Origin of the sequence: Streptomyces sp. NPDC020917 (assembly GCF_044333795.1) — a bacterium.
Taxonomy (GTDB): Bacteria; Actinomycetota; Actinomycetes; order Streptomycetales; family Streptomycetaceae; genus Actinacidiphila.
In genome coordinates this window covers 202,981-221,253 of the sequence record NZ_JBIRRR010000005.1, presented here as the reverse complement: position 1 = coordinate 221,253, position 18,273 = coordinate 202,981, and the positions used below count along the sequence as shown (strand labels likewise).

At 73.6% G+C, this 18,273-nt stretch carries 17 protein-coding genes; 11 read left to right on the top strand and 6 right to left on the bottom strand.

Features of this window, described 5'->3' with window-relative positions:
* Nucleotides 1-61 precede the first annotated feature (61 nt).
* On the top strand, nt 62-1,396 hold the full coding sequence (locus ACH4TG_RS13225; protein ID WP_398242321.1) for a glycosyltransferase: 1,335 nt from the start codon (nt 62-64) through the stop codon (nt 1,394-1,396).
* Nucleotides 1,396-2,217 carry a polysaccharide deacetylase family protein gene (locus ACH4TG_RS13220; protein ID WP_398242320.1) on the top strand — a complete coding sequence of 274 codons (822 nt, stop codon included), beginning with the start codon at nt 1,396-1,398 and terminating at the stop codon, nt 2,215-2,217. Before ACH4TG_RS13225 ends, ACH4TG_RS13220 begins: the two co-directional genes overlap by 1 nt.
* Here ACH4TG_RS13220 and ACH4TG_RS13215 read toward each other — a convergent pair.
* Nucleotides 2,195-2,602, bottom strand: coding sequence for a BlaI/MecI/CopY family transcriptional regulator (locus ACH4TG_RS13215; protein WP_398242319.1), 408 nt, complete (start codon nt 2,600-2,602; stop codon nt 2,195-2,197). The two genes, ACH4TG_RS13220 and ACH4TG_RS13215, sit on opposite strands and share 23 nt — an antisense overlap.
* A gap of 186 nt (nt 2,603-2,788) precedes the next feature.
* The gene (locus tag ACH4TG_RS13210; RefSeq protein ID WP_398242318.1) at nt 2,789-3,355 is read right to left on the bottom strand and encodes a GNAT family N-acetyltransferase; all 567 of its coding nucleotides are present in this window, start codon (nt 3,353-3,355) and stop codon (nt 2,789-2,791) included.
* Between the two features lie 217 nt (nt 3,356-3,572).
* Between ACH4TG_RS13210 and ACH4TG_RS13205 the strand changes: the two genes are divergently transcribed.
* The 7 genes from ACH4TG_RS13205 (at nt 3,573) to ACH4TG_RS13175 (ending at nt 13,948) form a co-directional block, all read left to right on the top strand.
* A complete protein-coding gene (locus ACH4TG_RS13205) occupies nt 3,573-4,673 on the top strand; it encodes a metallophosphoesterase family protein (protein ID WP_398242317.1) in 1,101 nt (366 codons plus the stop codon).
* 319 nt (nt 4,674-4,992) lie between these two features.
* Entirely contained in the window at nt 4,993-5,655 is a 663-nt protein-coding gene (locus tag ACH4TG_RS13200) for a zinc ribbon domain-containing protein (RefSeq protein ID WP_398242316.1), read from the top strand.
* Nucleotides 5,656-5,804: 149 nt separating this feature from the next.
* Nucleotides 5,805-6,827, top strand: coding sequence for a TrmB family transcriptional regulator (locus tag ACH4TG_RS13195; protein WP_398242315.1), 1,023 nt, complete (start codon nt 5,805-5,807; stop codon nt 6,825-6,827).
* 133 nt (nt 6,828-6,960) lie between these two features.
* The gene (locus tag ACH4TG_RS13190) at nt 6,961-10,350 is read left to right on the top strand and encodes a S8 family peptidase (protein ID WP_398242314.1); all 3,390 of its coding nucleotides are present in this window, start codon (nt 6,961-6,963) and stop codon (nt 10,348-10,350) included.
* A 231-nt stretch (nt 10,351-10,581) separates the two neighbouring features.
* Nucleotides 10,582-11,727 (top strand): PP2C family protein-serine/threonine phosphatase, encoded by a 1,146-nt coding sequence (locus ACH4TG_RS13185; protein ID WP_398242313.1) that lies wholly within the window; start codon nt 10,582-10,584, stop codon nt 11,725-11,727.
* A gap of 160 nt (nt 11,728-11,887) precedes the next feature.
* Nucleotides 11,888-12,457, top strand: a complete 570-nt coding sequence (locus tag ACH4TG_RS13180; RefSeq protein ID WP_398242312.1) for a TetR/AcrR family transcriptional regulator — start codon at nt 11,888-11,890, stop codon at nt 12,455-12,457.
* A gap of 303 nt (nt 12,458-12,760) precedes the next feature.
* Nucleotides 12,761-13,948: a GDSL-type esterase/lipase family protein gene (locus tag ACH4TG_RS13175; protein ID WP_398242311.1), complete on the top strand. Its 1,188-nt coding sequence runs from the start codon at nt 12,761-12,763 to the stop codon at nt 13,946-13,948.
* A 77-nt stretch (nt 13,949-14,025) separates the two neighbouring features.
* On the opposite strand, the gene ACH4TG_RS13170 is transcribed toward ACH4TG_RS13175, so the two are convergent.
* The gene (locus ACH4TG_RS13170; protein WP_398242310.1) at nt 14,026-14,508 is read right to left on the bottom strand and encodes a MarR family winged helix-turn-helix transcriptional regulator; all 483 of its coding nucleotides are present in this window, start codon (nt 14,506-14,508) and stop codon (nt 14,026-14,028) included.
* 132 nt (nt 14,509-14,640) lie between these two features.
* Here ACH4TG_RS13170 and ACH4TG_RS13165 point away from each other — a divergent pair, with 132 nt between their 5' ends.
* The gene (locus ACH4TG_RS13165) at nt 14,641-15,201 is read left to right on the top strand and encodes an NADPH-dependent FMN reductase (protein WP_398242309.1); all 561 of its coding nucleotides are present in this window, start codon (nt 14,641-14,643) and stop codon (nt 15,199-15,201) included.
* An 84-nt stretch (nt 15,202-15,285) separates the two neighbouring features.
* Nucleotides 15,286-16,338, top strand: a complete 1,053-nt coding sequence (locus ACH4TG_RS13160; protein ID WP_398242308.1) for a YihY/virulence factor BrkB family protein — start codon at nt 15,286-15,288, stop codon at nt 16,336-16,338.
* Between the two features lie 34 nt (nt 16,339-16,372).
* On the opposite strand, the gene ACH4TG_RS13155 is transcribed toward ACH4TG_RS13160, so the two are convergent.
* From ACH4TG_RS13155 to ACH4TG_RS13145, 3 genes are all read right to left on the bottom strand, one after another.
* Nucleotides 16,373-17,185, bottom strand: a complete 813-nt coding sequence (locus ACH4TG_RS13155) for an SDR family NAD(P)-dependent oxidoreductase (RefSeq protein WP_398242307.1) — start codon at nt 17,183-17,185, stop codon at nt 16,373-16,375.
* A 138-nt stretch (nt 17,186-17,323) separates the two neighbouring features.
* A complete protein-coding gene (locus ACH4TG_RS13150; RefSeq protein WP_398242306.1) occupies nt 17,324-17,662 on the bottom strand; it encodes an ArsR/SmtB family transcription factor in 339 nt (112 codons plus the stop codon).
* Complete coding sequence (locus ACH4TG_RS13145) at nt 17,659-18,108, bottom strand: SRPBCC domain-containing protein (protein WP_398242305.1); 450 nt, start codon at nt 18,106-18,108, stop codon at nt 17,659-17,661. The genes ACH4TG_RS13150 and ACH4TG_RS13145 overlap by 4 nt, the downstream gene beginning before the upstream one ends.
* Nucleotides 18,109-18,273 lie beyond the last annotated feature (165 nt).

The window sequence follows — 18,273 nt, the reverse complement described above, 5'->3', positions numbered from 1 at the left end:
TCGCGCGGCCGTGCGCCGACGCACGCCCAGTGGTCGAAGCGCCGTCAGGAGACGATCAGCAGTGCACCACCCGTACGGCCCCGCCACCGGACAGGGCGGCCCGGCGGCCCGCCTCCCGCTCACCGCTTCCGGGACCCGGCGGATCGCGATCGTCTCGGCGAGCGTCGGCGCGGGCCACGACGGCGCGGCCACCGAACTCGCCCGCCGCCTGACGGCCGCCGGGTACGGGGTGGACCGGCACGACTTCCTCGACCTGCTGCCCGCCCGCGCCGGCTCGGTGATCCGCGGCACCTACCACCGCATGCTCACGCTGGCCCCCGGCAGCTACCAGCACCTGTACGCCAACACCGAGGAGTGCGGGCGCCCCGGTGCCCTGGTCGGCGCGCTGCTGCGCTGCACCGAAGGACGGGTGCTGCGCGCCCTGGCCCCCGGCACCTGCGCGGTGGTGTCGACCTATCCCGGGGCGAGCCAGGTCCTGGGCCGGATGCGGCTGAACGGACGGCTGGCGGTGCCGGCCCTGACGTACCTCACCGACTTCTCCGTTCACCCGCTGTGGATCGCCCCCGGTATCGACGGCCATCTGGCCGCGCACGACGTGCCCGCCGGGCAGGCCCGCGCGCTCGGCGCGGCGGACGTGGCGGTCACCGGTCCGGTCGTCGACCCGCGGTTCACGCCCGGCGGCCCCGCCGAGCGCGAGGCCGCCCGCAGGCGCTTCGGGCTCCCCGACGAGGACAAGGTGGCGCTGCTCGTCGCCGGCTCGTGGGGCGTGGGCAGCGTGGAGGAGGCGGCCACGGAGATCCGGGACAGCGGCGCCGCCGTACCCGTCGTGGTGTGCGGACGCAACGACGCGCTGGTCCAGCGGCTGCGCCGGCTGGGCATCGAGCACGCCCACGGCTGGGTCGCCGACATGCCGGACCTGATGCGCGCCGCCGACGTCCTCGTGCAGAACGCCGGCGGGCTGACCAGCCTGGAGGCGTTCGCGAGCGGCCTGCCCGTGGCCAGCTACCGCTGCATCCCCGGCCACGGCCAGACGAACGCGGCGGCACTGGAGCAGGCCGGACTCGCCGCGTGGATCAGACGGCCCGACGAGCTCGGCCCCGTCCTGCGTGCCCTCATGTCCGGCCCCCTCGGCAGACGGCAGCGCCACCTCGGCTTGTCCCTCTCCACTGCGGGCCCCGGCCCGGCCGCCGCGATCGCGGCCGCGTCCGGGCGCCCGGCCGGCACGGCGCGGCCGGACCGGGCGACACCGGCCGCCTATATGACCCGGCGCAGGCTCGGCCTCGCGGCCGCCGCCCTGGCCGTCACCGTCACCCTGGCCATCGGGATACCCGTCGCCGACGCCTACAGCGACGCGCCGGTGCACCTCGCCACCCACCAGGTCCAAGGAGGCCGCTGATGACCGCGCACCGACTCGCCCGTGCCGCCTGGGGAGCCGGAGCGGCGGGCCTGACCGCCGTCGCCGTCCACACGGCACCCGTGATCTCCACGTTCGGGCCGCTCCGCAACCGGCTCATGCCGCAACTGGCCGGGAAGGGCCGCCCCGACCACGTGGCGCTCACCTTTGACGACGGCCCCGACCACCTGTCCACGCCGCACTTCCTGCGCCTGCTGGACGCCCACGACCTGCGCGCCACGTTCTTCCTCCTCGGGTCGATGCTCCGGCGCGACCCGGCCCTCGGCGCGGAGATGGCGGCGGCGGGACACGAGATCGGCATCCACGGCTGGGAGCACCGGCCGCTGCTGCTGCGCGGACCGCGGGCCACCTACGACGACCTGGCGCGCGCCCGCGACCTGGTCGCCGACACGGTCGGCCGGCCGCCGACGCTGTTCCGGCCGCCGTACGGCGTGATGAGCGGCGCGACGCACGCCGCCTGCCGCCGCCTCGGCCTCACCCCCGTGCTGTGGACCTGCTGGGGCGAGGACTGGCGCCGGCGCGCCACCCCGAAGTCCGTGTACCGCACGGTCACCGCCGACCTGCGCGGCGGCGGCACGATCCTGCTGCACGACTCGGACTGCACCTCGGCCACCGGTTCCTGGCGCACCACGCTCGCCGCGGTGCCGCCGATCCTGGAGGCGTGCCGGAACCGCGGTCTGAGCGTCGGCCCGCTCCGCGACCACGGGACGCCGGACCAGGTGCCCCTCGCGGCGCCCGCGGACGTTCCCGCGCCGCGCGCGGCCGAGGCGGCCGGGGCGGCTACGGGGCGGGGTGCTCGCTGAGCAGCCGCAGCAGGAGCTGCTCGTCGGAGCTGGACAGCTCGGAGACGAACCGGGAGAGCACGGCGGCCCGATCGTGGCCGCCCTCCAGGAGCGAGCGCATCTGCTCGGCGGTGTGGGCCGCCTCGTCCTGTACCGGCGCGTAGGCGTAACCGCGCCCGCTGCGCTCGCGCGTCAGTATCCCCTTGTCGTACAGCCGGGACAGGATGGTGAGCACGGTGGTGTAGGCCAGGTCGCCGGCGATGCGCTCGTTGACCTGCGCGGACGTCAACGGGCCGGTCGCCGACCACAGGGCCGCCAGGACGGCGCTCTCCAGCTCGCCGCGGGCACGGCGGCCGGCGGCCCCTGCCTGTCCTGCCCGGTCTGCCGGGCCTTGATCGCCGCTCACGCGGATTCCCTCCCCACTGACGAGGCGTCGTCTGGTTTGCCGATTCATTACTAAACTACTACGCCTTGTCGGAGCGAGCGGGCGGGGCGTCCGGTTGCCGCGCGGCCGGCTGCCTGGACGGTCTCACCCCTCACCCCTCACCCCTCACCCCTCACCCCTCACCCCTCACCCCTCACCCCTCACCCCTCACCCCTCACCCTCGCCTCTGCCGTCGGTGGGCAGCAGCGCGTACATGGTCATGTCGCGGCGCTCGCCGCCGATGCGCTGCCAGCTGCGCAGCAGGCCCTCGCGCCGGAAGCCGGCCCGCTCCGCGGTGCGCGCCGACGCGGTGTTCCACGGCTCGACGTAGAGCTCGAGGCGGTCCATCCGCAGGTGGTCGAACGCCCAGGCCGTGACCGCCCGCAGGGCCGCCGCAGCGGCGCCCCGCCCGCGCGCCGAGTCCACGATCCAGTAGCCCACGGACGCCCGCCCCTCGGCCGCGTCCTTCATCCGGAGCGAGACCACGCCCAGGGGCCGCCGTCCGCCCTCGCCGGCGATGACGAAGGGATAGCCGGCGCCTTCCGCGGCGCGCTGCCACTGCCGCCTGATGAACTCCTCGCCCGCCTCGTCCGAGTAGTCCGCAGGAACGGTGGTCAGCAGCGGGATGTAGGGGTCGGACGACGCCTCGCGCACCAGCGGCAGGTCCTCCACCTGCCACGGTCGCAGCACGAAGTCCCCGGCCGGCAGCACCGGCACCCGCAAGGCCTCAGGCATGGCGGCATGATCGCACACCCGGTGCGCGGCGGCCCCGGCTCCACGCCGACTCGCCCGGTCCGGCGCCCTGCTGACGCCCGTCGGACATCGGCCGGCACCGGATGGACATCTGCGCGCCCCCGGCCGTTCGCCTCGCGGTGCGGTGGCGTGCGCCGGCGGGGGCAAGCATGTCGGCCCGTCCGCTCCGATCGGACGGAGCGGGGAAGGAGCCGCTGGAATGAGACGTCGTACCGTCGCCGCCCTGGCCGCCGCCACGGGCGCGCTGCTGCTCACCGCGACCGCGGCGACCGCCGACACCGAGCACAACCCCTGGCCGTACCAGGCGGGTTCGGGCCGGACGGCCGTCCTCGCGGCGGTCGGCGACATCGCGTGCGAGCCCGACGGGGACGAACCCGGCGTCGACGCCAAGTACCTGTGCGACAGCACGCGCGACAGCGCCCAGACGCTGACCGCGAACCAGATCGAGGCCATGCAGCCGGACCTGGTGGCCCTGCTGGGCGACGAGCAGTACCAGGTGGGCCGCTACAACGACTTCATGGGCTCGTTCGACCGGACCTACGGAGCGTTCAAGTACCTGCAGCGCCCGGCGCCCGGCAACCACGAGTTCTACGACTACAAGGACGGGGAGAAGGGCGTCGACGGCTCCGGCTACTACTCGTACTACAACGGCCGCAGCCTGGACACGGCCGGCAGCCCGCTCGCCGACGCCCAGGGGCAGCCCGTGCCCCGCGCCCACGGGCAGGCCGGCACCTCCGGGCAGGGCTGGTACTCCTACGACCTGGGGTCCTGGCACATCATCTCGCTGAACGCCGAGTGCGCCGTGCAGGCCGGCGGTTGCTCGCCGGACGGAGCCTGGGCGAAGGAGCAGACCGCATGGCTGCGTGACGACCTGTCCACCGACCACGCCGCCTGCACGCTGGCGTACTGGCACCAGCCCGCGTTCAGTGCCAGCGCCTCGCCGTCCGACGAGGGCCGGATGTCGCAGAGCGCCTGGTGGCCGCTGCTCTACAAGGCCGGCGTCGACGTCGTCCTCAACGGCCACGAGCACCTGTACGCGCGGTTCGCGCCGCAGAACCCGAGCGGCCAGGCGGACCCGCACAAGGGCATCGCGCAGTTCGTCATCGGCACCGGCGGAGAGGGCCTCGACACCCTGGCCCCGGCCGACCAGGCCCCCAACCGCGTGACCGGCAACGACACTTCCTACGGCGTGAGCCGCTTCACCCTCAAGCCCGCCGGCTACTCCTGGGACTACCAGGCCGCCAACGGCACCGGCTACACCGACACCGGCAGCGCCCACTGCCACGGCCCCGCCAACTGACCCACTCCGCCCCTTCCGGATCGGCGAAGCGGGGCCGGCCCCCCGAGTCCCGCCCCGCCGCCGGCAGCCGCCCCCGCCTGCCTGGTGGGGGCGCCATGCGGCAGCACGACGTGTCCCAGTCGCCCCACGGATTCCACCGTGCTCACGGTCAACACCCTTGTGCAGGACGGCGTTTCGCGTGTGTCACAGTGGTGCTGCCCACCGCCGCGGCCGCTCGACCGGCCGCCGCGCCGGCGGGAACCGGAAGGACGCGGGTGACGTCCGCGACGGTGGAGACGGCGGGGCACGGGCCCCGTCCCGGCGCCAGGGGAGGCGTGGCATGAGTGGTGCGGAGATCTACTTCAGCAACAACTACCGTGACCTGTGCGAGCAGAACGGAACGGGTGCGGGGTTCCAGTTCGAGTTCTCCTGCGGCCGCTGCTACGACACCTGGCGCTCGCCGTTCGAGCCCTACACCGGTGCCCGGATGGCCAGTTGGGTCAACAAGGGCGTCAGCGCCGCCTGGGGGATGCTGGGCCGCACCGGAAGCGGCGTGTCCAGCGCCGCCGACGGCCTGGCCGGCGCCGGATACGGAAGCGCCCGCGACGCCGCCTTCCAGCGGGCGATCAGCAACGCCGAGGGCCACTTCAACCGTTGCCCCCGCTGCACCCACTACGTCTGCAACCGCTGCTGGAACGCCGGCCAGGGCATCTGCCTGACCTGTGCGCCCGACACGGCCGCCGAGGCCGTCGCCGCCCGCCAGCGCGGCCTGAACGACATGGTCTCCGAGCAGGCGTACGCCGCCGGACAGCAGGCGGGCACGGGATTCGACGCCGCCGCGCCGCGCCAACTGGTGTGCCCGCAGTGCCGCGCCGAGACCCACGGCACCCCGTTCTGCCCCGGCTGCGGCCATCGCATGGCCCAGGACGACAGCTGCTCGTCCTGCCAGACCGCCGTCCCCCAGGGCGCCGCCTTCTGCCCGACCTGCGGCACCCGCCGCTGACCCCTGTCGCCCCGGCCGGGGCACCTGACTCCCCGGCCGCCGCGGGGGCGACGCGCTGACCGGGGGATAGGGTTCGGCCGGGAAGAAAGCCGGCCCGCGCGCTCGCCGTCGTGCCGGGGACGGAGACGCTGGCCGCGCGAGGGGGACCGATGCTGGAGGCGCTGGGTCTGGGTGGGTCCGAAGAGGCTGTCTACACCGCCTTGTTGGCGCACCCGCCGGCCTCCGCGCAGGAGCTCGCCGTGCAGACCGGGCTCGATGATGCTGAGAGCGACCGGATCCTGCGTGACCTCGCGGCGCGCGGCCTGGTGGCCGTCGCCACCGAGGCCGGGATGCCCGGACCGGCCGAACCCGGCCCCGGCCGCCCGCCGGTGCGCTACCGGCTCACGCCGCCGTCCGTGGCCCTCGCGCCCCTCCTCGTCGAGCAGCGCAACGCCATGCACCTGGCGGAGACCGCGTACGCCCAGCTGAGCGAGCAGTACCGCAACACCGCCGCGCAGACCGCCGGCGGCGTCGTGGAGGTGGTCGTCGGCGTGGAGCAGGTCGCCCACCGGTTCCACCAACTCCAGTGCGGCGCCCAGCGGGAGCTGCTGTTCTTCATGGTCGGCGCGCCCGTCGCGGTGCCGCGTGAGGACAGCGACGCGTCGGAGAGCTCCGCCCTGAACCGCGGGGTCGACTTCCGGGTCGTGGCCGCCAAGGACTACCTCGACAGCCACGACATCGTGCAGGAGGTGCGCACGGCCGTCACGGCGGGCGTCGAACTCCGGCTCGCCGACTCGCTGCCGCTGAAGATGATCGTCGCGGACCGCGAACGCGCCATGGTGCCCCTGGACATGTCGGACTCCGGCGGCGAGCCGAGCGCGATCGTGGTGCACCGCAGCGGCCTGCTCACGGCCCTGGTCCATCTCTTCGAGCGGGAATGGGCGCACGCCCGGCCGATGTACACCAGCACCGGGGACGCGGCCGAGGAGCCGGCAGACGACCAGCAGCCCACCAAGGAGGAGCTGGAGGTCCTCGCCCTGCTGCTGGCCGGCATCTCCGACCGGCGGGCGGCGTCCCAACTCGGCCTCTCCATCCGCACGGTGGAGCGGCGGGTGCGCCGGCTGACCGACCTCGCCGGAGGCGGTACCCGCCTCCAACTCGGATGGCACGCCGCGCGTGCGGGCTGGCTCTGACCTTGAGGACCTGACCCGTGACGGAATACCGCCATGGGGGAAACCCGCCACGCGCACCACCCCTCGGCGGTCCCCATCCCTGCCAGGATGCAGCCGCAGCATGGCATGTTCACGCATTCGAGCAGGGAGAATCATGCATCCGATAGCGCGCTTGGCCCTGGGCGCGGCCACCGCCGCCGTCCTGGCCGTCACAGCCGTCGCGCCGTCCGGGGCGGCGGAGACACCGCCTGACGGCGCCTCGGGGAAGCGTCCCGTCGTCGGCAGCGGGACGTCGGCCTCGGGCGGCAAGCAGGTCACCGTCACCCTCGTGACCGGCGACAAGGTGGTGGTCACCACGGACCCGTCGGGCCACAGCTCGGCGGCCGTGCTGCCCCGCGCGGACGGCACGCAGCCCCTCGTGCAGACCTACCAGCTCGGCAAGGACCTCTACGTCTACCCGGAGGACGCCTCCCAGGCGATCGCCGAGGGCAAGGTCGACGACCAGCTGTTCAACGTCAGCGGGCTCATCCGCCAGGGCTACGACGACGCCCACAGCAGCACGCTGCCGCTCATCGCCACCTACCGCAGCGGTGTGAACGTCGCCGCCGGCGCGCTGGCCGCCCCCCGCGGCGCCGAGCGCGGCCTGAGCCTCCCGGCGGTGGACGGCGTCGCGCTCAAGACCGACAAGGACACCGCCGCGACGTTCTGGCAGGACGTCACCAGCCCGCGCTCGCGCTCCGGCTCCACGCTGAAGAAGCTGTGGCTGGACAGTAAGGTCAAGGCGACCCTGCAGCAGTCCACCCAGCAGGTGCACGCGCCGGAGGCCTGGGCCGAGGGCTACGACGGCAAGGGCACCAAGGTCGCCGTGCTCGACACCGGCGTGGACGCCGAGCACCCGGACCTGGTGAACCGCGTTGCCGAGTCCAAGAACTTCACGGACTCCGACAGCACCGACGACCGGCACGGGCACGGCACCCACACCGCCTCCACGGTCGGCGGCTCCGGAGCAGCCAGCGACGGCCGGGAGAAGGGCGTCGCCCCCGGGACGTCCCTGCTCATCGGCAAGGTCCTCAACGACAGCGGCTCCGGCGACAGCTCGTGGATCATCGCCGGCATGCAGTGGGCCGTCGACCAGGGGGCCGACGTCGTCTCCATGAGCCTCGGCAACCCCGAGATCGGCGACTGCACCGACCCGCTGGCCGAGGCCGCGAAGCAGCTCTCGCAGAACACCCACACCCTGTTCGTCGTCGCCGCGGGCAACGCCGGCTCCGGCACCGAGACCGTCTCCTCGCCCGGCTGCGCGCCCGGCGTGCTGACCGTCGGCGCCGTCGGCCCCGACGACAGCACCGCGTGGTTCTCCAGCCGCGGCCCGGTGGCCGTCACCCACACCCTCAAGCCCGAGATCGCCGCCCCCGGCGTCGACATCCTGGCGGCCAAGGCGGGCGGGCGCGGCATCTACGCCTACCAGACGATGTCGGGCACCTCGATGGCGACGCCGCACGTCGCCGGGGCCGCGGCCATCGTCCGCGAGGCCCACCCGGACTGGACCGCCCAGCAGATCAAGGACGCCCTGGTCTCCTCCGCCCGCACCGGCGGCAAGGTCGCGGGCGCCGACGAGACCGGAGCCGGCGTCCTGGACGTGGACGCGGCGGTGCACCAGAAGGTGCTCTCCGCGCCGGCCGTCCAGGGCGGCAGCTTCGACTGGCCGCAGGACACCTCGGACCGCACCACCGTGCAGGTGCCCTTCACCAACACCGGCACCGCTGACGTCACCCTGAGCCTCAAGGTCAGCGGTGTGCACGGCAACGACGGCAGCGACGTCAACTCCGGCGTCATCAAGCTCGAGCAGGTCAAGGCGACCGTGCCCGCGGGGGCCACCGTCCAGGTGCCGGTGCGGATCGACCCCACCGCCCACCTGACGGCCGCCCAGTACGGCGCCGTCACCGGGCGGATCACGGCCACCGGCGGCGCCGAGCACGTCTCCGTGCCGGTCACGCTCTACGTCCAGCCGGAGACCGTCACCCTCAAGGTCAAGGTCATCGACCGCAACGGCATGCCCGCGACGGGCGCCTCCTCGCTGGACCTGGTCGGCCTCGACACCGACAAGGGCGAGCGCCGCAGCAACGGCGGCGCGGCCGAGCAGACCTACAGCGTGCGCCCCGGCGACTACGCCCTCTCCGCCTTCGTGGCCACCTACGACGCGAACAACGCCGCCCAGTCCATCGGCTACCTGGCGCGCCCGCAGCTGCGGATCACCAAGGACGCCACCGTCGTCCTCGACGCCCGCCAGGCCCACCGGCTGAGCGTGCACACCGACCGGCCCTCGACGGTGGGACACACCACCTTCAGCTACGCCCGCACCTGGGACGACACCTGGCAGCTGAGCGGATCGCTCATGGCCGGCAGCGCCGTGAAGGAGTTCTACGCCTCCGTCGACGGGCGCGCCCAGCACGGCACCTTCGAGTTCCGGCCGACCTGGCGCGCGACCGGCTCCCAGGACGGCTCGTCCTACGTCTACAACCTGTCGTTCCCGACGCAGGGCCCGCTGCAGTCCGACCAGGTCTACCAGCCGAAGGACACCAAGCTGGCCCAGGTCACGGAGAAGTGGTACGCCCTCGGCAAGGAGGCCGACTACATCGACGGGCTGTTCATCATCCCCTCCTGGAACCCCGCCACCAGCATCACGGTGGCCCCGTTCGACCCGGTGCACGTGCCCGGCACCCGTACCGCCTACTACACGACCGGCGACGACGCCTGGTCCCACGGCGCGATGACCAGTTTCCCGTGGGCCGCGTACATGGGTGACCGGAACCGCACCTACCAGGCCGGGGAGCGGCGCACCGAGGAGTGGTACCGCGGCGCCCTGCGCCCGGCGGCACCGCGCGACGCGGACGGCAACCTGGTGCTGACCGCCGAGCGGCAGGGCGATCTGATGGGCTTCCAGGACGCGCTCTGGCTCGACGCCTCCGGTGACCACTGGTCCGCCGGCGGCTCCTTCGGCGACCTCGGCCGCCTGGAGCTGAAGCGCGACGGCGAGCTGATCGGCAGCAGCGCGTACCCGTACGACGTGTTCACGGTTCCGGCCGAGGACTCCGCGTACGAACTCACCCAGTACCTGAACAAGATCCCCAGCTCGGACCGGAACTGGCTGCGCTCGACCGCGGTCACCACCACCTGGGGCTTCCGCTCGCACCTGGAGCCGGACGTCTACTCCCGCGGCCTGCCGCTCCTCTTCCCGGCGTACGACCTGCCGGTGGACGCCATGAACACGCTGCCCGCGCAGAGCGGCATCACTGTCGGCCTGTCGGCCGAGGGCCACGCCGGGTACACGCCGGGCGCGATCACCGCGGCGTCCCTGTCGTACTCCTACGACGGCGGCACGACCTGGACCCAGGCACCGACCGCGCAGCGGGACGGCAAGTGGACGGCCGTCCTCGACACCACCGGTGCCGCCGGCAGCCAGGTCACGCTGAAGGTCGGCCTCACCGACTCGAACCACAACACCGTCACCCAGACCATCACCCGCGCCTACGACATCAGGTAACCACCCGAGCCCGGCCGGACGGTCACCCGCGACAGCGAGACCGTCCGGCCGCACCATGTCTGGACCATCCCTGCGGCATCCTCCGGCGCCACTCGAACGGGCCTACTTCGGCAGGGTCGCGGCCAGCCTCCCGCCGTACCCCCGATGGCGGTGAATGATCAAGGCGGCCCGTCTGCTGCCGTGCGGCACTCGCCCCCCGGCTCGCCACAACAGCCGCTGGAGGAAGCCCGCATGCCCCGTCTGTCGCGCGCTTGGCTTCCTTCGGCCCCCGACGTGACGGACAGCGACGAGATCACCGCCACCGCCACGCCCCGCACCCGCACCGTCGTCATCGCGACGGTGCTGACGACGGCGGTCGCGCTCGCCCTCGTCCTCACGACCGGGACCGCGGTGCTCCTGCTCGGGCTGCTGGTGTTCCTGCCGGCGTTCGCCGCCGCGTGGTGCAGCCCGGGCCAGACGGCGCTGGTCTCCGCATGGGTCTGCGTCATCGTCATCCTTCCCGAGGTCTTCCAGTCCGGGGACCGGGTCGTCGACCGGGTGATCCTGGGGCTGTTCGCCGTCTGCTTCGGCGTGGTGGCCGTCTACGCCTCCCGGATTCGGATCGCGCGCGAGACGGCCCTGGTCCGGCTGCGGTCGACCGCGGCCGCGATGCAGCGCCAGATCCTGCGGCCGCTGCCGCTGCTCACCGACGACGTCCTGGTGGACGGCGTGTACGAGCCGATCCAGCAGGACAAGCTCGTCGGGGGCGACATCTACGACGTGGCGGCCACCCCCTGGGGGACCCGGGTACTGATCGGGGACGTGCAGGGGAAGGGGCTGCCGGCCATCGGCATGGCCATCGACGTGGTGGGCGCGTTCCGCGAAGCCGCCCACCACGAGCCGACGGTGACCTCGCTCATCGACGCCCTCGAAGCGGCGGTCGTCCGCCACAACGACGACGCCGCGCGGCGCGGCGAGCCGGCACGGTTCGTCACCGCGGTCGTCCTGGGGGTGGACCGGGGTGTCGAGGCCCAGGTCGTCTCGTGCGGCCACATCCCGCCCTATCTGCTGCACGCCGGCGGTGTCAGCGCCGTCGGCGTGGGGGAGGAGCACGTGCCGCTCGGGCTGGCGAACCTGGTCGACGAGCCGCGCACCGTGGCGTGGTTCGCGTTCCCCGCCGGGGCGACGCTGCTGCTGTGCACCGACGGCCTGACCGAGGCCCGGTCGCCCGACGGCGCCTTCTATCCGCTGGAAGCGCGCCTCGCCGGCCGCGCCGACATCACCGCCGACCGGCTCACGACCGAACTCGTCGCAGACGCCCGTGCCTTCACCGCCGGGGCCCAGCAGGACGACCTCGCGGTCCTCGCCGTCCGCCGCTCCCCCCACCACGCCCCCTAACGCGCGATGACCGCGGCCGCAACCGCCCCAGCCGCCGCCCCCTGGTACCGCACCTTCACGCCCGCTCCTCCTCCCCGTGCGGCTATGAGGTCATAGCATTTGCCTAAAGGTATTAGGTAAGTGCATAGTGGGTGTAGCGAGTGGAGGGAGTGAGGCGGACATGGTGCGGGTGGGACTGAACACGGAGCGGCTGGTGCGGGCCGGCGCGGAGCTGGCCGACGAGGCCGGCTTCGAGCAGGTCACCGTGTCGGCGCTGGCCCGGCGCTTCGGCGTCCAGGTCGCGAGCCTGTACTCGCACGTCAAGAGCTCCCACGAGCTCAAGACGGCGATCGCGCTGCTCGCCCTGGAGGAGATGGCGGACCGCGGGGACGCCGCGCTCGCCGGGCGGGCCGGCAAGGACGCGCTGGCGGCGCTCGGAAACGTCTACCGCGACTACGCCGGGGAGCACCCGGGCCGGTACGCGGCCTCCCGGCTCCGGCTCGACCCGGCGACGGCGGCGGCGAGCGCGGGCGGCCGGCACGCCATGATGGCCCGCGCGGTCCTGCGCGGCTACGACCTGGCGGAGCCGGAGAGCACGCACGCGGTCCGGCTGCTCGGCAGCACCTTCCACGGCTACGTCGACCTGGAACTGGCCGGCGGGTTCAGCCACAGCGCACCGGACTCCCAGGAGAGCTGGTCGCGGATCATCGACGCGCTGGACGCGCTGCTGCGCAACTGGCCCGCGGCCTGACCCCCGTCCGACCGCCCCCGGCACCTGACCACCGACCCCGACCCGACCACTGCGGCCCGACCGCGAGGGGCATCCTGCCGGCAGCCCCTCGGGGGCCGGGACCCGCGCCGGCCGCCCAACTGCCCACCATCTCAAGGCAATCAGCCCAGTCCCACGCCGCGGGATGCCCGCGCCGCGTGACGTGCCGCCCTGCCCTGCGGCGGCCCCGGATCCGGCAACGGACCCCCGTCGCCCGCGCGTGCCCGCGCACCCTCCATCCCCAGAACCCTGACGTACCCCCACCCCTGAACCAGGCGGAGAACCATGCACACCGACAGCCTGATCACGACACCCCTCACCCCCGGCTTCCTGCGCGGCGCCCTCGACGTGGAGCGCACCGCGCACGGCCTGCTGCCGCACCGGCTGCCCGCCTGGGCCCGCGCCCAGAACACCGACGGGCAATTGGCCATGGCCGAGTCCCAGCCCTCCGGCGTGCGGCTGGCCTTCCTCACCCGCGCCACCACCGTCGAACTGGACGTGCTGCCCACCAAGCGCGTCTACACCGGCGCGCCGCCCCGCCCGGACGGCGTGTACGAGCTGCTGGTCGACGGCCGGCCGGTAGGGCAGGCCACGGCCGAAGGCGGCCACACGCTGACCGTCGACATGACGGCCGGAACCTTCGCGTTCACGCAGGGCGCTCCCGCGACCCTGCGCTTTTCCGGGCTGCCCGCCGGTCCGAAGGAGGTGCAGATCTGGCTGCCGCACAACGAGACCACCGAACTCGTCGCGCTGCGCGCCGACGCTCCGGCCGAGCCCGCGCCGGCCCCTGACCGCCCGGTGTGGCTGCACCACGGCAGCTCCATCAGCCACGGTTCGGACGCTGCGGGCCCCACCAGCACCTGGCCCGCCCTCGCCGCCTCCCTGAGCGGCGTGGAACTGGTCAACCTGGGGCTGGGCGGCAGCGCCCTGCTCGACCCGTTCGTGGCCCGCACCCTGCGGGACACCCCGGCGGACCTGATCAGCGTCAAGATCGGCATCAACCTGGTGAACACCGACGTGATGCGGCTGCGCGCCTTCACCCCGGCCGTCCACGGATTCCTCGACACCATCCGGGAGGGGCACCCGTCCACGCCGCTGCTGGTGATCTCGCCGATCCTCTGCCCGATCCACGAGGACACGCCCGGGCCCAGCCTCCCCGACCTGTCCGCCCTCGCCGAGGGAAGGATCCGCTTCGCGGCCGCGGGCGATCCGGCGGAACGCGCGGCCGGCAAGCTCACCCTTGGTGTCATCCGGGACGAGCTGGCCCGGATCGTGGCGCAGCGCGCGGCCGACGACCCGCACCTGCACTACCTCGACGGCCGCGGCCTCTACGGGGAGGCCGACGCGGTGGAACTGCCGCTGCCCGACGCGCTCCACCCGGACGCCGCCACCCACCGCCGCATGGGCGAGCGCTTCGCCGCGCTGGCCTTCGGCCCGGACGCGGCCTTCGCACCGGGCACCGCGCGCGCCTGAGCGCCCCGGCACCGCGGCCACGCCCTGAGCATCCCCGGTACCGCGCACGCCGGCGCGGCGCCGGGGCCGCGGGCGCGTCAGGCGGTGTCCGCGATCCGCTTGAGGACCTCGGTGAGGCGGGGGAGGTCCTCGTCGGGGAGGTGGTCGAGGACGCGGCGGCGGACGCTGGCGAGGTGGACCGGCCAGGAGTCCTCCAGGGCGGCCAGACCCGCGTCGGTGAGCACGGCGTTCCAGCCGCGGCCGTCCGCGTCGCACTTGGCGCGCGCGACCAACTCCCGCTTCTCCAGCCGCTGGACGATGCGGGTCATGCCGCTGAGCGACAGGTTCGAGGCCAGGGCGAGCTCGCTCATCCGCATCGTCCGGCCCTCTGCCTCGGACAGGTGCATCAACGCGGTGTACTCGCTGAGCGGGAGCCGGCCCGCGCGGGCCATGTCCTGCTCGACGCCGCGGGGGAGCGCCGACATGACCTGGCCCAGGGTCCGGACGAAGTCCTCCTCGGTCGCGGTCATCGGCCGCCCGGCCGTCCCGCTCCTGCTCGCGCTTCCGCTCCTGCTGGTCATGCCACCCATCGTAGGACCTTGCTACGTCAAGCAACCAGAAGTGATTGCTTGACGTAGCAAATACACCGACGTTTACTTGACCGTGCAAGCAGACGTCTCGGGCCGGCCCGGCCCGAACCGAAAGGCTCTGTCATGACCAAGATCGGCATCATCCTCGGCAGTACCCGTCCGGGACGGAACGGCGAGGCGGTGGCCCGCTGGGTGCTGGACGTGGCCCGGCAGCGCGACGACGCCGAGTTCACCCTGATCGACCTGCTGGACTACCGGCTGCCGCACCTCGACGAGGCGGTCCCGCCGTCGCTCGGCCAGTACAGCCAGCCGCACACCCAGGAGTGGGCCCGCACCATCGACTCGTTCGACGGCTTCGTCATGGTGACCCCCGAGTACAACCACTCGACGTCCGGCGCCCTGAAGAACGCCATCGACTTCCTCTACGCGGAGTGGAACAACAAGGCCGTCGGCTTCGTCAGTTACGGCAGCGCCGGCGGCACCCGGGCCGTCGAGCACCTGCGGCTCATCGCCGGCGAGCTGCAGATGGCCGACGTCCGCGCGCAGGTGGCCCTGTCGCTGTTCCACGACTTCGTGAACTTCAGCGAGTTCAAGCCCGGCGCCTTCCAGAACGACGCGCTGAACGCCACCCTCGACCAGGTCATCGCCTGGAGCAAGGCCCTCGCGCCGCTGCGCGCCCAGTAGGAGGGCGCGCGCGATCGTCGGGGGTGGCCCGGGGACGGCGCCGGACTTGCGCCGGGCGGCGTGGGGCGGACAAAGTGCCTGCTCATGAAGTCGTCGTACGAGGGGCCGGAGCCCGCCGCCGAGGGGGAGGCCGAGCCGGCTGCCGGACCGGTGCCAGGGCCGAGAGGCGAAGGGGCAACCGCCGTACCGGGGGCGGCCGTTCCGGCGGACGGCGGGCGGCCCAGCCGCGGCGGCCGGCGCCTGGCGCTGCGCCGGGCGGTGGCCGAACTGCGGGACGACAACCTGTCGGACCGGGCGGCGGCGCTGACGTACTACGCGGTCCTGTCGATCGTGCCCGCGCTCCTGGTGGTCGTCTCGACGCTCGGTGCCATCGGCCCGTCGGCGACCGATCCGCTGATCCGCAACGTGCGCAGGCTGGCGCCCGGGCCGGCCCGCGACCTCGTCACCGAGATCCTCGCCAACCTCCAGCGGCAGCACGTCGCCGCGGGCGTCTTCGGGATCCTCGCCCTGCTCTGGTCGGCCTCCGCCTACGCGGCGGCGTTCATCCGCGCGATGAACGCGGTGTACGACGTCCCGGAGGGGCGGTCGTTGCGGACCCTGCTGCCGCTGCGCCTCGGGCTGACCGTGCTGACGCTCGCCCTGCTGACGGTCCTGACCGTCCTGATCGCGGTCAGCCGCGCCATGGCCGACCGGATCGGCACCGCCCTGGGCATGGGCCACGCCGCCGTCACGACCTGGCAGTGGGTCAAGTGGCCGGTGCTGTGCGCCCTGCTGAGCCTGCTGTTCGCCCTGCTGTACTGGGCGGCGCCCAACGCCCGGCAGCCGTTCCGCTGGGGCACGGCCGGCGGGCTGGCCGCGGTCCTGCTGCTGGGCGCCACCTCCGCCGGGTTCGCGCTCTACACCGGCCACTTCGCGTCGTACCACCGCGTCTACGGCGGGCTGGCCGCGGTCATCACCTTCTTCATCTGGCTGTGGCTGTCCAACCTGGCGCTGCTGCTGGGAGCCGAGGTGAACTCGGAGATGGACCGGCAGCGCGCCATCGAGAGGGGGCATCCGGCCGACCAGGAACCGTTCATGCCGCTGCGGAGCACCGGCGGGCCGCACGGCTCGGGCAGGCTGCACAGCGACGCGCTGTGACGGGAACCGCCGGGCGGGCCGGGCGCCCGCGACGTCAGTCGACGAGGGCGCCGGCGGACAGGTTGGCGACCGTCCCCGTCATGGCTCCCGCCCGGTCCGACGCCAGGAACGCGGCGGTCTCCGCGACCTCGGCGAGGGCGGGCAGCCGCTTCAGCAGCGTCCCCTGCGCCATCCCGCCGCCGTCGAGCATCTCCTGGACCGACTGACCGGCCGCTGCCGCCATCGGCTCGAAGAGGTCGCGGGTGTACGAACCGGCTGCCGGCGCGTCGGCGACCGCGTGCGGGCGGATGCAGACCACCCGGATGTCGCGGGGGGCCAGCTCGGCGGCCAGAACCCTCGAGAACGCCTCCTTGCCCGCCGCGCTCACGCTGTGCCCCAGGATGCCCCCCACGGCCAGCTTGGACCCCGGTTCGGACAGGGTCAGGATGACGCCGGGGCGCTCGCCGCCCATGTGCCGTGCCACGGCCTTGCTCGTGATGAACAGCGCCCGCAGGAACCCGTCGATCGGCCGCATGAACTCCTCCAGCGAGAGGTCCGCCAGCGGCGTCCCCTGGTCGTGCATCACGCTCACCGCGTCGAGGGCGACGTCGATGCCGCCGGCCGCCGCCGCGACCTCGGCGGCGTGCTCGTCGACCGCCTGCTGGTCGAGGACGTCGACCTGCGCGGTCTCGGCAGTGCCGCCTGCGGCGGCGATGTCCCGCGCCACGGCGTCGAGCTTCGCCCGGGTCCGGCCGGCGAGGAAGACCCTCGCGCCCTCCCGGGCGAAGACCCGTGCGACGGCGCCGCCGATGGCGCCTCCGCCCCCGTAGATCACGGCGTTCCTGCCGTCGAGCAGCAGTCCACTCATCACTGTCCTCACCGAGCTGTCGGGTTCTTCCTCGTGGGCCCGCGCGATGACCGCGCCGGCGGTTGGGGAGCGGCGGTGCGGCGCCGGCCGCCCGCCCGGGTCGGCCGCCGCCGGCCGAGGGGCCGCGGTCGCGCCGGTTCAGTCGCGTTGCTGGCGCTGGATCTGCTCCGCGATGCGCTTGATGCGGTTCAGGCGCGCGTCCCACGTCCTGCCGACCTCGTTGAGCTGGCGGACGGCGCGGGCGAGTTGGGCCTCGTCGACCTCGTAGCGCCGTTCGCGGCCGGCCGGCGTCGCGTGCACGAGGCCCGCGCGATCGAGGACGCCCAGGTGCTTGGTGACCGCCTGGCGCGAGATGGGCAGGCGATCGCTCAGGCTGGTCGGCGTGCCGACGCCCTCCGCGAGCAGCAGGTCGAGCAGCCGGCGCCTGGTAGGGTCGCCGACCGCCGACCAGAGGTCGTCGTCGACCGCGGCCGTCATCGCGCCACCACGGACGGGGCGTAGCTCCGCAGCCTCGGCAGGAACATGTCCCAGCCGCGCTCGTGGTCGTGGAAGGCCTCCTCGAGCACGGCGGCCTCCCAGCCGCGCTCGCGCCAGCCGCTCTCCGTCATCCGCAGGATCGTGCCGTCGCCGGAGGGCTCGAGCTCGAAGGTGACCAGGAGGGAGTTGCCCTCGCCGGGCACCTCGCCCGCGGGGGCGACCCAGCGGAGCGCGAACCTGCGGGGCGGGTCCACCTCGACCACGGTGATCGCCTCGACGGCGGCGCGGTCGCCCCACACCAGCTCGCCGGCCGATCCCGGCTCGGGCTCGAACGACGCGTCGTCGGGCCACCACATCTTCATGTGCTCGGGACGGCTCACCACGTCGAACACGATCTCCGGTGCCGCGTCGACCCGGATCTCGCGCGCCAGTTCTCCGAACTCCATCAGGACCTCCCATGAGCAACCATCGGTTGCGTGTGACCTTAGTGGCCGCTCCGGCAATCCGCAACCTGTGGTTGCGCAATGCGGCTCATCGGGCGGCCCGGTCCGGCACGATGGGGACCCATGACCGTGTCCTTCGCGAGGATCCGCGCAGGCCCTGCTCGACGC

Excerpts from the sequence above, each read along its gene's own strand:
- ACH4TG_RS13220 (WP_398242320.1), top strand. The coding sequence starts at position 1,396 with ATGACCGCGCACCGACTCGCCCGTGCCGCCTGGGGAGCCGGAGCGGCG.
- ACH4TG_RS13210 (WP_398242318.1), bottom strand. The coding sequence starts at position 3,355 with ATGCCTGAGGCCTTGCGGGTGCCGGTGCTGCCGGCCGGGGACTTCGTG.
- ACH4TG_RS13205 (WP_398242317.1), top strand. The coding sequence starts at position 3,573 with ATGAGACGTCGTACCGTCGCCGCCCTGGCCGCCGCCACGGGCGCGCTG.
- ACH4TG_RS13200 (WP_398242316.1), top strand. The coding sequence starts at position 4,993 with ATGAGTGGTGCGGAGATCTACTTCAGCAACAACTACCGTGACCTGTGC.
- ACH4TG_RS13195 (WP_398242315.1), top strand. The coding sequence starts at position 5,805 with ATGCTGGAGGCGCTGGGTCTGGGTGGGTCCGAAGAGGCTGTCTACACC.
- ACH4TG_RS13190 (WP_398242314.1), top strand. The coding sequence starts at position 6,961 with ATGCATCCGATAGCGCGCTTGGCCCTGGGCGCGGCCACCGCCGCCGTC.
- ACH4TG_RS13185 (WP_398242313.1), top strand. The coding sequence starts at position 10,582 with ATGCCCCGTCTGTCGCGCGCTTGGCTTCCTTCGGCCCCCGACGTGACG.
- ACH4TG_RS13180 (WP_398242312.1), top strand. The coding sequence starts at position 11,888 with ATGGTGCGGGTGGGACTGAACACGGAGCGGCTGGTGCGGGCCGGCGCG.
- ACH4TG_RS13175 (WP_398242311.1), top strand. The coding sequence starts at position 12,761 with ATGCACACCGACAGCCTGATCACGACACCCCTCACCCCCGGCTTCCTG.
- ACH4TG_RS13170 (WP_398242310.1), bottom strand. The coding sequence starts at position 14,508 with ATGACCAGCAGGAGCGGAAGCGCGAGCAGGAGCGGGACGGCCGGGCGG.
- ACH4TG_RS13165 (WP_398242309.1), top strand. The coding sequence starts at position 14,641 with ATGACCAAGATCGGCATCATCCTCGGCAGTACCCGTCCGGGACGGAAC.
- ACH4TG_RS13160 (WP_398242308.1), top strand. The coding sequence starts at position 15,286 with ATGAAGTCGTCGTACGAGGGGCCGGAGCCCGCCGCCGAGGGGGAGGCC.
- ACH4TG_RS13155 (WP_398242307.1), bottom strand. The coding sequence starts at position 17,185 with ATGAGTGGACTGCTGCTCGACGGCAGGAACGCCGTGATCTACGGGGGC.
- ACH4TG_RS13150 (WP_398242306.1), bottom strand. The coding sequence starts at position 17,662 with ATGACGGCCGCGGTCGACGACGACCTCTGGTCGGCGGTCGGCGACCCT.
- ACH4TG_RS13145 (WP_398242305.1), bottom strand. The coding sequence starts at position 18,108 with ATGGAGTTCGGAGAACTGGCGCGCGAGATCCGGGTCGACGCGGCACCG.